Source organism: Mesorhizobium sp. B2-3-10, assembly GCF_006442275.1.
Taxonomy (GTDB): domain Bacteria; phylum Pseudomonadota; class Alphaproteobacteria; order Rhizobiales; family Rhizobiaceae; genus Mesorhizobium; species Mesorhizobium australicum.
The window spans coordinates 239075-251222 of sequence record NZ_VFVT01000008.1; the positions used below are offsets into that span (position 1 = coordinate 239075).

Annotated in this window: 12 protein-coding genes; 6 read left to right on the plus strand and 6 right to left on the minus strand. The window is 64.4% G+C overall.

Annotated elements, in window-relative coordinates:
• Nucleotides 1-13: 13 nt before the first annotated feature.
• Nucleotides 14-1132: a bifunctional DNA-binding transcriptional regulator/O6-methylguanine-DNA methyltransferase Ada gene (gene ada / locus FJ943_RS23565; protein ID WP_140725550.1), complete on the minus strand. Its 1119-nt coding sequence runs from the start codon at nucleotides 1130-1132 to the stop codon at nucleotides 14-16.
• A gap of 133 nt (nucleotides 1133-1265) precedes the next feature.
• Entirely contained in the window at nucleotides 1266-1958 is a 693-nt protein-coding gene (locus FJ943_RS23570) for a helix-turn-helix domain-containing protein (protein ID WP_140725352.1), read from the minus strand.
• A gap of 176 nt (nucleotides 1959-2134) precedes the next feature.
• Between FJ943_RS23570 and FJ943_RS23575 the strand changes: the two genes are divergently transcribed.
• Nucleotides 2135-2461 (plus strand): DUF1330 domain-containing protein, encoded by a 327-nt coding sequence (locus tag FJ943_RS23575; protein WP_015316997.1) that lies wholly within the window; start codon nucleotides 2135-2137, stop codon nucleotides 2459-2461.
• Between the two features lie 127 nt (nucleotides 2462-2588).
• Nucleotides 2589-3119, plus strand: a complete 531-nt coding sequence (locus FJ943_RS23580; protein ID WP_181174614.1) for a hypothetical protein — start codon at nucleotides 2589-2591, stop codon at nucleotides 3117-3119.
• Nucleotides 3120-3180: 61 nt separating this feature from the next.
• Here the strand turns inward: FJ943_RS23580 and FJ943_RS23585 are convergent, their stop codons facing one another.
• The gene (locus tag FJ943_RS23585) at nucleotides 3181-3630 is read right to left on the minus strand and encodes an ester cyclase (protein ID WP_140725354.1); all 450 of its coding nucleotides are present in this window, start codon (nucleotides 3628-3630) and stop codon (nucleotides 3181-3183) included.
• A gap of 223 nt (nucleotides 3631-3853) precedes the next feature.
• Here FJ943_RS23585 and FJ943_RS23590 point away from each other — a divergent pair, with 223 nt between their 5' ends.
• The gene (locus FJ943_RS23590; protein ID WP_140725357.1) at nucleotides 3854-5959 is read left to right on the plus strand and encodes an EAL domain-containing protein; all 2106 of its coding nucleotides are present in this window, start codon (nucleotides 3854-3856) and stop codon (nucleotides 5957-5959) included.
• Nucleotides 5960-6057: 98 nt separating this feature from the next.
• Here FJ943_RS23590 and FJ943_RS23595 read toward each other — a convergent pair whose 3' ends face one another.
• A complete protein-coding gene (locus tag FJ943_RS23595; RefSeq protein WP_023774040.1) occupies nucleotides 6058-6252 on the minus strand; it encodes a hypothetical protein in 195 nt (64 codons plus the stop codon).
• Between the two features lie 201 nt (nucleotides 6253-6453).
• Between FJ943_RS23595 and FJ943_RS23600 the strand changes: the two genes are divergently transcribed.
• The 3 genes from FJ943_RS23600 to FJ943_RS23610 all read left to right on the plus strand — a co-directional run bounded on the left by FJ943_RS23600 (nucleotide 6454) and on the right by FJ943_RS23610 (nucleotide 9222).
• Complete coding sequence (locus FJ943_RS23600; protein WP_140725359.1) at nucleotides 6454-7179, plus strand: 3-keto-5-aminohexanoate cleavage protein; 726 nt, start codon at nucleotides 6454-6456, stop codon at nucleotides 7177-7179.
• Nucleotides 7180-7306: 127 nt separating this feature from the next.
• Nucleotides 7307-7870, plus strand: coding sequence for a cytochrome b (locus tag FJ943_RS23605; RefSeq protein WP_140716259.1), 564 nt, complete (start codon nucleotides 7307-7309; stop codon nucleotides 7868-7870).
• Between the two features lie 203 nt (nucleotides 7871-8073).
• Entirely contained in the window at nucleotides 8074-9222 is a 1149-nt protein-coding gene (locus tag FJ943_RS23610) for a Fic family protein (RefSeq protein WP_140725362.1), read from the plus strand.
• Between the two features lie 66 nt (nucleotides 9223-9288).
• Here the strand turns inward: FJ943_RS23610 and FJ943_RS23615 are convergent, their stop codons facing one another.
• Nucleotides 9289-10392 carry a serine hydrolase domain-containing protein gene (locus tag FJ943_RS23615; RefSeq protein WP_015317004.1) on the minus strand — a complete coding sequence of 368 codons (1104 nt, stop codon included), beginning with the start codon at nucleotides 10390-10392 and terminating at the stop codon, nucleotides 9289-9291.
• Between the two features lie 87 nt (nucleotides 10393-10479).
• Complete coding sequence (locus FJ943_RS23620; RefSeq protein ID WP_140725365.1) at nucleotides 10480-12108, minus strand: ABC transporter substrate-binding protein; 1629 nt, start codon at nucleotides 12106-12108, stop codon at nucleotides 10480-10482.
• Nucleotides 12109-12148: the final 40 nt, after the last annotated feature.

The window sequence follows — 12148 nt, forward strand, 5'->3', positions numbered from 1 at the left end:
GCGCGCATTGCCGTCAGGCCCGCGAGGACCGCGAGGCATTGTCCGCAGCATCGCCGGCCTCGCGGTCGAGCAGCGCGCGTTTGCGCTCGGCGCCCCAGGCATAGCCCGACAGGACGCCATCCTTCCTGATCACACGGTGGCAAGGGATGGCGACCGCGAGGGCGTTGGCGGCACAGGCGGCGGCGACGGCGCGGGTTGCGTTCGGCGCGCCGATACGGCCGGCGATCTCGGCATAGGAAACCGTGCGGCCAGCCGGGATGTCCCGCAAGGCCTGCCAGACGCGCTGCTGGAACGCGGTACCGCGCACGTCGAGCGGCAGGTCGAGACCGAGCGCCGGCGCCTCGACGAGGCCAACGACGCGGGCCACCAGCGCCTCGTAGTCGCTGTCGCCACCGACCAGCCGCGCCTTGGGGAAACGGTCCTGCAGGTCGCGCACCAGCGCGTCGGGGTCCTGGCCGAGCAGGATCGAGGCGACGCCTTTCCGGCTCGATGCGACCAGGATGGTGCCGAGCGAGGTTTCGCCGACGGCGAAGCGGATCTCTTCGTTGGCGCCGCCGGCGCGATAGCGCGTCGGCGTCATGCCGAGCATGCCGGTCGATTTCTCGTAGAAGCGCCCGCTCGAATTGAAGCCCGCATCGTAGATCGCCGATGTCACGCTGCCGCCGTCTTCCAGGCCCTGGCGGACCCGGGCGGCACGCCGGGCCGCTGCATAATCCTTCGGCGTCAGCCCGGTGACCGCCTTGAAAATGCGGTGGAAATAGCCGGGGCTGCGGCCGGCGGCATCGGCCAGTTCGATCAGCGACGGTTCAACCTCGCTCTGCCCGATCCTGCGGCAGGCGTCGGCGATCATCGCGGCGTTGGCGGCCTCGAGCGAAGGGCCTTCCGGATTGCAGCGCCGGCATGGGCGAAAGCCTGTCGCCTTCGCCGCCTGTAAAGTGTCGTGCAACTGGACATTGGCGGGGTTGGCGCGCCGCGACGGACAGGAGGGCCGGCAATAGACGCCGGTCGTCGCCACCGAATACCAGAATGCGCCGTCGGCCGACTTGTCGCGGGCGACAATGCGCGCCCAGCGTGGATCGTCGGCCACCGGCAGCGGCGCGGGTTGCAGATGTTTGGCCAGGGTGATGAACATGGCCGGCATTGAAGCCGCCAAAAGCCGGCCTCGCCACCCGTTTCCTGACAACTGTCAGGAGGCGCACGCGTGATTGGAACCGGGATGTTGCATGTGAGCGCAGCCGAGACGCCTGCACAGACGGGACCGGCTCCTACGCCGCGCGTTTGGGTTCCACCGCGAACGGGCTCAGCCCCAGCCAGGCCTGCATCTTCCTGCCGATGGCCTGGTCGCCGGTCAGGGCGACCTTCGGGCCGGCCTTCTCGACGGTGAGCACTCCCATCCAGATCGCCGTCATCGTGTGCAGGTCGGTCGAGACATAGAGGTCGACGTCGAAGCCCGGATCGTACCAGCACAGATCGACTTCGCCGTGCTTTTCGACGATCAGCCACCAGGAGCGTTTGGAGGCGGGGAGTTCCTGATACAGAAATTGTATCACCGTTCGTCCTTCCGGCAGCGGCGAGGGGTTCAAATTGCGCCGCATGTCCCACATCAGCAGCGACGGATCGAGGTTCTTGAGGGACAGCCGGGACTCGACCCATTTCTGCCCCCAGAAGCCCATCGCCTCGACGACCGGGCGCAAATCGCGGCCGGCTTCCGTCAGCCGATAGTCGAAAATTCCTTTTTCTCCCGGGACCTCCTTGCGCTCGATGATCCCCGCCAGCTCGAGCTCCTTAAGCCGTTGCGACAGAAGGGTCGGCGACATTTTGGGCACGCCGCGGCGCAAGTCGTTGAAACGGGTCGAACCGGCCACAAGCTCACGCATCAGCACCATCGTCCAGCGGGTGCACAGCACCTCGGCGGCCATCGATAGCGGGCAGAACTGTTTGTATCCGTGCTGGGTCATGACCGTGCCTCTCCCTAGAACCTGCGGGCAACATTAGTCCTTCGTGATTGAAGCGGCGAGTACAGAAACTGTACCGGCCTAATACAGATCGCGGACTGGTCGGCTCGGGTCCCGCTATGCGAGCCCTCTGGACGGTTGCACGGGATATCCCTGTGCGCCGCAGCCAGGAGACGACAATGACTGCTTACGTTATCGCCGACATCAAGATGAAGGACCCGAAATGGGTGCCGGCCTATGCCGCCTCGGTGCACGACCTCGTCCACAAGCATGGCGGCAAATATCTGTCGCGCAGCGGCAATGTGAAGACGCTCGAAGGCAAGCCGCTCGACACCACGCTGATCGCCCTGATGGCGTTCCCGTCGGAAGCAGCGGCGCGCGCCTTCACCACCGATCCGGCCTACGCGCCCTTCGTTTCGGCCCGCCAGGGCGGCAGCGACAGCCGTTTCCAGCTGATCGACGACACCGATCTGGCCGGAACGATCCCGTATCTGCCGAAGGGATGATCTCTCCCGGCATTCCTTGCACCGTATCCGGGATCACCAAGCAACAACAGCCACGGCGCTTGCCTGCCGGGCCTCCGTATTTTCGGCGGCCGGCCCGCTGTGCTTTTTCAAGAAGAATGGAACAAACATGATACGCGATTTTCGCAACGGACTTTTCGTGGCAGGGGCCATTCTGGCCGCCTGCACCACCTTTGCCCAGGCGCATCAGGAGGCGGCTGAAACCGCGTCCGGTGCCAATCCGCTGGCCGAAAAGGTGCGGGCCGCCAACAGCCGGTTTCTCGATGTCAACGCCGCGACGGCGGAAGGCTATGCGCCCATTCCCTGCGCCAGCGGCATCACCGGCGGCGCCATGGGCATCCACTATGTCAATGGCGGGTACCTGAAGGACGACAAGATCGACATCGCCCGTCCCGAAGCGGTGATGTACGAGCCGATGGCCGACGGCACGCTGAAGCTGGTGGCGGTCGAATACATCACCTCGAAGGGGCCGGCGTCGCTCGAGGGACAGCTGTTCAACTTCAACAGCGCGCCCAACCGCTATGGCCTGGGTGAGTTCTACGAACTGCATGTCTGGGCCTGGAAAGGCAACCCGACCGGCACGTTCGCCGACATGAACCCGAAAGTGTCGTGCGAACACGCGATGGCGCCGAGCCAGTAAGCGGCATAGCCAGGCGGCGGCAATGCCGCCTGGCCCCCACCTCGGTTCTGCGTGAGATTTCTCAGGCGGGCTTGATGAGGCCGAGCTGGGTAAGGGCGGTGACGCCGTCGTCGAGACCGATTTCCTCGACGATCCTGCCGTCGATCACCTTGAGCACCGTGGTGCCGGTGAAGCGCATCGTGCGGCCGGTGGCGGCGGGCAGCGAACCGATGAGAAAATCGCCGAAGGCCGGGCCGGTATGCGTGCCGCCGCCCTCCCATTGGCCGACGACGTAGTCGCCCTCGGCGATGAGATCGGCGGTCGCCCAGAAGTTGAGATCCGGGAAGGCTGCGCGAAAATCGGTCATGAAGGCCTTGATGTCGTCGCGCCCGCGGCGCGGCTCGTGCAGCGAGTATTTGAGCAGCATATCGGGGGCCGCGACGGCGTCGACGACGGAGAGGTCGCAGGTTTCACCCCAGAAGTCGGTGAACCATCTGACGACGACGGCCTTGTTGTCTTCCTGCCTGGTCATTGGGAGGTCCTTTTCCTGTCTTGCTTTGTGATCACCGGCTGGTGAACACGGCCATTCCTATGACCAATCGAGGCGCGCCAAACTCCGGTTCTTGCCCGCCAATCGAAAGGCCGATGCCAAGACTGTCGCTGGGAGCGTGGACATCCCCTCTTCCGCGGCCGGTAACGGTTTCTTTTCTGGTTTTGCCGCAGATTGCCGCGGGTGGAGCGGGCAAAACGGACGAATGGCGGGTCAGGATAAGAAAAGTCGCAGCGGAGCGTTCTGGGCCAAGGCCCTGGAGCGCGCCCATCTTGGCGTCTGGGACTGGGATCTCAGCACCGGGGACTGCTTCTATTCGGCGACCTGGGCCCGGATGCTGGGTTACGAGGACGGCGAACTCGCCAATACCAGTGACCTGTGGCTGCAGCTTACCCATCCCGACGACCGGGAACGGGCGCAGGCCAGCGGCGACCGCCACATTGCCGGGCTGACCGACGCCATCGAGACCGAACTCAGGCTCAAGCACAAGCAGGGCCACTGGGTTTGGGTGCTCGACCGAGGCGGCATCGTCGAGAGCGACGCCGACGGGAAGCCGCTCAGGCTGATGGGCGTGCAGACCGACATCTCCAAGCAGAAGGCGGCCGAAGCCGCGCTCGAACAGGTCAATATCCGCTTTCGCCTGGCGCTCGCCGCCAGCGGCACCGGCATCTGGCACTACGACATCGCTACCAACAAGAGCTATTGGGACGCGCGCACAAGAGAGATATTCGGCCTCGTCGCAGTGACCGACGAGGTGACGGCCGATCTCTGGCACAGCTACCTGCATCCCGACGATAAGGACGCCGCCGAACGCGCCCACAGGGTGCCATTGGGAACCGACGGCGTCATCGCCGCGCAGTACCGCATTATCAAGCGCGACGGCCAGATCCGCCATGTCGAATCGCTGCTGCGCTTCATCGCCGCCGCCGGTGCCACCGGCCAGGTGCTGGGGACCGTGCGCGACATCACCGAGGACAAGCTGCGCGAACAGGAGCTTGCCTTCGCCGCCCGCCACGACGCGCTGACCGGCCTTTGGAACCGCGCCGCCTTCGACCGTCTGCTCGCCCACCATATCGCCACGGCCGTGCCGCTGGCGGTGTTCTATGTCGACCTCGACTACTTCAAGGCCCTCAACGATTTCGCCGGCCATGCCGCGGGCGATCTGGCGCTGAAGAGCGTCGCGGCGGGTATCGGCCGCTGCCTGCCGCCATCGGCGCATGCGGCGCGGCTCGGCGGCGACGAGTTCGCCCTGATGGTGCCCGATTGCGACGCCGTGCAAGCCGAAGGTCTGGCCGGCGCCATCCTGGCGGCCGTGCGCGACGCCGATCTCGGCCTTGCCGCGACGTCGCGCCGGCTGGCGGCCAGCATCGGCATCACCGTCGTCCGCGACCGTGCCACCACGGTTGCCGACGCGCTGGCCTGCGCCGACGATGCCTGCTACGCGGCCAAGGCCGCCGGGCGCGATCGCTTCGCGCTGTTTTCGACCGATGCCGTCTCCGGTTCGGCCGGCCTCAATGCGGCGCGGCTCGCCGCCGACACGGTCGACGCCATGGATGACGGCAGGCTGAAATTGTTCGGCCAGCAGATCCACCGGCTGGGCAGGCCCTGGGAAGAGAGCCGCCATGTCGAGGTGCTGGCGCGGCTTGCCGGACAGGGCGGCCGGCTGATCCCGCCCGGCGAGTTCATTCCGGCGGCGGAGCGTTTCGGCGTTGCCGCGCGGCTCGACCGCTGGATCATCCGCACCGCCCTGTCTCGGCACGGCGCGGCGATGAAGTCCGGCGCGATCACGCTCGGCTTCAACCTGTCGGCGCAGACGCTGAGCGACCCAGGACTATGGGACTTTGTCGACCGGGTCATCGAGGAGACCGGGGCGCCGCATTCCGGCATCGGCTTCGAGATCACCGAAACCGCCGCCGTCACCAATTTCGACGCCGCCGAGGCATTCGTGCGCAAGGCGCGCGAGCGGCGCTGCCGGGTCAGCCTCGACGATTTCGGCGCCGGCATGAGTTCGTTCGAATATCTCAGGCGCTTTCCGGTCGACGCCATCAAGATCGACGGCTCCTTCATCGAGCACGTCACCGAAAGCCGCTTCGACCGCGAGATCGTGCTGGCCATCACCAGCATTGCCCGCAGCCTCGGCTGCGCCGTGGTGGGCGAGAAGATCGAGCGGCAGGATACGGTGGCCATGCTGGGCGATATGGGCGTCGAGTTCGGTCAGGGTTTTCTGCTGCACCGGCCCGAACCGCTGGAGCGGGTCGTGGCGCAGGCGGCGCGAATGGCCGGCGCCGCATCGAGACGCAGGGCGTCCTGACGGATCAAATGCGTGTCGCTCCAAAAGCGGCCTGGAGCGACATTGCGTGAAGACGAAGATTTGATCCGCGCGGGCTGAACCAACGGCACGCGTGCTGTTCAGCCGAGTCGGCGTGCCGATGCTCGCGGAAATTCCAGCACCCCGGGTTCCGGCTTTCTGTGTTGTGCTTCCGCTACCATCTCGATCAACAGGTCGAGGGCCTCGCATGTGGCGCGGCTCGTCTCGTCATTGCCGCGCAGATAATGGTAGGCGCGTTCGAGATGGAGACGGGCGGCTGAAAAATCACTGGTCAATGGTTCCCTCCATGATCCCGCCCTGATGGATATTGGCCTGCCTGGCGCAAGGTGGGGTAAATATCCACAGGCGCCTTTTATTCAAATGCCGGCGAACGCCGTGCTGCTGGCGGCGCCATCGTGTCAGGAGTGACGGCCCTGCCGGCTTTGCGCGGTTTGGCGGCTTGTCTAGACTGCGCTCTTTTGCCCGAGGTGAAATCGATGATCGTCCAAGCCTGCATCAACGGCGCGCGTTCGCGCGATTTCCATCCCAGGCTGCCGCTGACGGCACAGGCAGTGGCCGGCGATGCGGCTTCCTGCGTCGCCGCGGGTGCCGCCGAACTGCACATCCATCCGCGCGGCGCCGACGGGCGCGAAAGCCTGGCGGCGGTGGATGCGACGGTCCTTGCCGTGCGCCAGGCCTGTCCGGGCACATTGATCGGGATCTCGACCGGCGCCTGGATCGAGAACGATGTGGCGCGCACCCGCGCGGCGATCGCCGCCTGGCGGGAACTGCCCGACTATGCCTCGGTCAATCTTTCAGAAACCGACGCGCCCGCCGTGATGGAGTTGTTGCGCAAGCAGGGCATCGGCATCGAGGCGGGGCTGGCCACGACGGAAGATGCCGAGCGCTTCGTGACGCTCGCCGATCACGGCCGCGTACTGCGCATCCTGATCGAGATCGACATACCGGACCTGCCTGCAGCCCTCGACGAGGCGCACGGCATCGCCGCCATTCTCGAACGCGCGAGCGTGCGGCGGCAGATCCTGCTGCACGGCGTCGACGGCACGGTCTGGCCGTTCGTGGACCTTGCGCGGCAAAAGCGCTGGTCGACACGGGTCGGGCTGGAGGACGGCAAGACACTCGCCGATGGAACGGTGGCGAGGGACAATGCCGATATCGTGGCCGCGGCCGCCGCGAATTTCCGCTCCACGAGTATGAGCTGAACCTTGTCGGGCCGCGCGCCGGCGAACTCGGCGATGCCATTCGCTCGGGCAAGGCGATTGAGGAACAGCTGAAATAAGGCCACATTCGCGGGCGAGGGGAGATATCCAACCGTTTCGGAGCTCCCGCATGTCGCTGTCCGGCACGACAACCCGCTATGGGCGTCTCGCCCAGGCATTTCATTGGCTGACGGCACTGCTGGTGCTCATTGCCTTCCTGGTCTCGGCGGGCGGTCCGCCGGAGCGGGTCTATTCAGCGGCCAGGGCGTCGACGCTGCTGCTGCACGAGTCGCTCGGCTTCACTGTTTTCTGCTTGCTGGTCGTTCGCCTGATCTGGCGCCGGTTCGATCGCATTCCCGATGCCCCGGCCATGCCGTCCTGGATGGAGGTCGCCTCGAAGGCAACGTATTGGGCGCTCTACGCGCTGCTGTTCGCGGTTCCGGCGACAGCCATGGTCGGCGCCTTGTTCGGCGGCCACCCGGTCACTGTCTATGGGCTGGGAGCTATCGGTCCGTTTTCGGGCAGCTGGGGCGCGCCGCTGGCGGAGATCCACGGCACGCTCGGCGACGTCATGATGTGGATCGCCGGCCTGCACGCGGCCGCCGCCATCTTCCACCATTTCTTCCTTCGCGACCGGGTGCTGAGCCAGATGCTGCCGGGCCTGCCCGATCCATCGTCGCGGCAGGGCGGCTGAACGCGGTCAGTCGAGAATGATGCGGATCGCCCGATCGACGACCGGGTGCAGGCCGCTGGCCCGTCGAAGCCACAATACGGAAGTTTCTGAAATAGCCGAACCCTTATTTCAGAAACCCGGTGAGAAATTGAAATAGCTTTTGGAAGTTGGTCGAATCTGACATAACGATTTTCTTATTGTAGAAATCGTGGACGTTTCTGAATATGGATTTGTCGTCTTACAAGGCGGGGCAGTACGAAAAGCGGTTGGAACATCGCAGCTTCGTGCCGACCTCGATCAATCATCCCTGGATCGTCTCCGACCCGAACATCATAGAGGTGCTTGGCCGCGCCGATCGAGCATTGGGTGAATTGAATGCATTCGCACAACTCGTTCCCGACATCGATTTTTTCATCAGCATGTACGTTGCGAAGGAAGCAACCCAGTCCAGCCGGATCGAAGGCACCCACACCAATATCGAGGACGCTTTCAAGCAGCTCGAAGATTTGTCTCCTGAGGCACGCGACGACTGGGAGGAGGTGCAGAACTATATCCAAGCGATCAATAGCGCCATTACCAGCCTGGAGCGCCTGCCTTTCTCCAACAGGCTACTGAAGGAAACTCACGCCATCCTCATGCAGGGGGTGCGCGGCGACACCAAGCAACCCGGCGAATTTCGAACCAGTCAGAACTGGATTGGCGTGAGTCTAAGAAACGCGGTCTTCGTGCCCCCGCATCACGAGCATGTTCCCGAGCTCATGAGCGATATGGAAAAATTCATCCATGCCGACAGCCTGCGCGTACCGCCACTCATCCGCATTGCGATCGCCCACTATCAATTCGAAACCATCCATCCGTTCCTGGATGGCAACGGGCGGCTGGGCCGCCTGATGATTTCGCTTTACCTCGCCTCGCAGGGGCTTCTTGTCAAACCCGCGCTCTATCTGTCCGACTATTTCGAGCGCAACAAGACAGCGTATATCGATCACCTCATGGCCGTACGCGAGGGCAACCATATGCGCGACTGGCTGATTTTCTTTCTCCACGGAGTTGAAGAGACAGCGCGTGCGTCTGCTGACGTGTTCCGCAAAATTCTGGTGCTTAAAGAGCGGATAGAACGGGAAACGCTGCCGCGCTTCAGCCATCGCCGTCAAGGAAACGCGCAACAACTTGTAAGACATCTCTACAGGCAACCATTGGTCGACGTGAAGGGTGTCACCATTCTGTTGGACACGACGACAAACACGGCTACGTCATTGATTGCCGATCTCATAAGCCACGGCGTTCTAATCGAAGTCACCGGCCAAAGACGCAATCGGTTTTTCGTGTTCGAACGATACCTCCAGCTCTTCGAGAGGCGCAGAGATGGCTGACGTCCGCGCATAGATCGCGTGAGGCCCTCTGACGGCAGCAGTTCGATTTCCTACCCCTCCCTAAGATCACAGCCGCAAGATTGTCGCGATCGCTTGATCCACCACCGGATGCATGCCGCTCGCCTGGAAGGAGAGGCGATTGCCGGAGCCGACATTGCTGGTCATGGCGATGGTGAGGTCCGTCTCGGGATCGTGCAGCATGACGGCGACATAGCCCGGAATGCTGCCCTGGTGCCCGTAGAAGGCGCGGTCCGCATAGGTGCTCTGGAACATGCCCGCGCCCGTCTCGCGCATGCGGGTGCCGGGGAAACTCGCCGGCACGCGGTGTTCGAACATCTCGGCGAAGACCGGCGGTGACAACAGTCCGCCGGAGAACAGGCCGCGCATGAAGCCCACCATGTCTGACGGCGTCGACACCATGTCGCCGCAACCATAGGCGGCGCCGAAGGGGAAGGAGTCGGAGGAATCCTGCAGTTCATTGGAGTAAGGCAGCACGCCGTCCATTTGCCACATCTCGCCGCCCGAGGCGATGTCGGTGGGCGCGTTCGGCGCCCGCGGCGGCCGGTGGTAATAGCCGCGCACCATCGATTTATCGGGGAAGGCCTCGGTCGCCGGCGACCAGGTGTTGTTCAGGCCGAGTGGCTCAAGGACCGCGCTTCTGACATAGGCGCCCAGCTTCTGGCCGGTGACGGCCTCGATCACCATGCCGGCCAGGACATAGCCGGTGTTGTTGTAGACGGCCGGTCCGCCCGGTGGCTTCTGTTTGTCGGAGGCGAAGGCGATGTCGACCAGCTGTTGCGGCGTCCATTGCCGGCTCGGGTCCATCGGAATGTAATATTCGAATTCCGGCAGGCCGCTGCGATGGTTGACCAGCTGGCGTACCGAAATGGTTTTGGCGCCAGGCAGGTCCGGGAACCAGGAGGCGATCGGCGCGCCGAGGTCGAGCTTGCCGGTCTCGGCGAGCTTGACCAGGGCCGCGGCGACGAAGGTCTTGGTGCAGCTGCCGATCTTGAACAGCTGGTCCGACGTGACGGGCGTGCCCAGCGCGCGATCGGCGAGGCCTGATGTGAGGGCGGTTGGTGTGGTGTCACCCCTGGCATAGGCGAGCGACGCACCCACCGCGCCATCGGCGATGTAGGTGGCGAGAAGAGCGTTCAGGTCTTTTGGCATGGTGGTCTCGCTTTTTGTGGATCGCGGGATCTTCGCAAAATCGGCCGCGTAGCGGCCGGATGAGGGGGGTACCCAGCGCGACAAGCCTCAGTCCGCGATATCGACGGCGGCGAAATTCTGCCGGCCGAAGGGGTCGAGCACGTAATTCAGCACGCTCTTGCGGATCGGGATCGCCACCATCGAATGGGCGATCGGCGCCACCGGCACCTCGGCCTTCAGGATGGCCTGCGCCTTTCCATAGATCGCGGCGCGCTCTTTCGGGTCGGCGGCAACGCGGCCCTCGTCGAGCAGCTTCTCGAAATCCTTGTCGCACCAGCGCGAGCGGTTGGAGCCACCCTTCACGCCGTCGCAGGAGAGCAGATAGCTCAGCATGTTGTCGGGATCGCCATTGTCGCTGCTGCCGCCGAGCAGGAAGGCGTCCTGTTCGCCCGCCGCGGTGCGCTTGAGGTATTCGCCCCATTCGAAGCTGACGATCTCCGATTGCACGCCGACCTTCGCCCAGTCGGCCTGGATCATCTCGGCCATGCGCTTGGCGTTGGGATTGTAGGGGCGCGACACCGGCATCGCCCACAGGCTGATCTTGAGGCCGCTTTCATGGCCCGCTTCCTTGAGCAGTTTCTTGGCGCCATCGGGATCGTACTCGATGCCGGCATCGGTGACGGCGCCGAGCTGCGCCGGCGGCACGACGCTGCCGGCCACCGTGCCGGCGCCGGCATAGACCGCATCGACGATCGCCTTGCGGTCGACGGCCTTGGCCAGTGCCGTGCGCACGCGCACGTCGCCCAGCGGCTGGTGCTCGACATTGAAGCCGAGAATGCCGATGTTCTGGCCCTTGAGATCGAGAACCGTGATGTCGGGATCGCTGCGCAGGTCGGCGACGGCACTTGGCGGCGGCGGGGCGGCGACCTGGCATTCATTGGCCTTGATGCGCTCGACGCGGGTGGTCGGCTCGGGCGTGACGGCGAAGACCAGCGTGTCGATCTTCGGCGCGCCGCGCCAGTAATCCTTGTTGGCGGCGTAGCGGACCTGGCTGTCGGGCACATAGGCCTCAAGCACGAACGGTCCGGTGCCGACCGGCATGCTGTCGATCAGCTCCGGCGTGCCGGCCGCGACCATCTTTTCGGTCTGCTCCAGCGACAGGATGGAGAGATAGTCGAGTGCCAGCCCGGCCAGGAATGTGACGTTGGGAGCCGTCAGCGTGAAGCGCACGGTGTAGTCGTCGACCTTGTCTATTCTGTCGATCAGCGTGCCCATGCCCAGCGCGTTGAAGTACTCGTAAGAGCCGCCGCCAAGCTTGTGATAGGGATTGTTGGCGTCGCGCTGGCGGTTGAAGGTGTAGAGCACGTCGTCCGCGTCGAAGTCGCGCGTGGGCGAAAAATGCTCGTTCGACTGAAACTTCACGCCGTGCCTGAGATGGAAAGTGTAGGCCTTGCCATCCGACGAGACATCCCAGCTTTCGGCGAGCGCCGGGCCGACCTCGGTGGTGCCCGGCTTGAACTCGACCAGCCGGTTGAAGATCGTCTTGGCGGCGGCGTCCATGGTGGAATCGGCGATGCCGATCGCCGGGTTGAAGGTCTCGGGATTGGCTTCCGAGCAATAGACCAGCGTCTTGGCGTAGGCCTGTCCGCCGAGAAGGATGGATGAGGCCAGAACGGACGTGGCCAGGAGGGACGTGGCCAGAAGGGACGGGGCAAGCACCGCGCGCAGAGATTTCATCGCAAACGCTCCTGATGACACATTCGGGGTTGAGGGAAGG